Source organism: Kurthia sp. Dielmo (assembly GCF_000307285.2).
Taxonomy (GTDB): Bacteria; Bacillota; Bacilli; order Bacillales_A; family Planococcaceae; genus Kurthia; species Kurthia populi.
This window is the reverse complement of the sequence record NZ_HE578970.1, coordinates 1-455: the sequence shown is the minus strand read 5'-3', so window position 1 is coordinate 455 and position 455 is coordinate 1. Positions and strand designations below refer to the sequence as shown.

General features: G+C 43.3%; 1 protein-coding gene. It reads left to right on the top strand.

The features are described from left to right. Positions 1-455 (top strand): DDE-type integrase/transposase/recombinase (locus KTHG_RS20595; protein ID WP_147633146.1); only part of this gene is annotated, 455 nt, incomplete at both ends.

The window sequence follows — 455 nt, the reverse complement described above, 5'->3', positions numbered from 1 at the left end:
GAATTGGCCGTTTGATGAATGAACTTGGCCTAGTTTCAAACTACACGGTGGCACAATTTAAACCACACAAATCAAGCTGTAACGAAGCACCCGTCAAGAACGAACTGAATCGTGCATTTCATCAGGAAGAGCCATTAGCAGTCATTGTCAGCGATTTAACATACGTCCGTGTCGGGAAAAAGTGGCACTATGTATGCTTATTTGTCGATCTTTTCAATCGTGAAATTATCGGCTCTAGTGCTGGTGAAAACAAAACGGCAGACCTTGTATATCAAGCGATTGCGAGTATTCAAGCCAACTTACATGACGTTAAAATGTTTCACACAGGCCGTGGAAAAGAGTTCGATAACAAGCTGATTTCTGAAGCACTCGAAACATTCGGCATCCAGCGATCACTGAGCATGAAAGGTTGCCCTTATGACAACGCTGTGGCTGAAGCGACATTCAAGGTATTT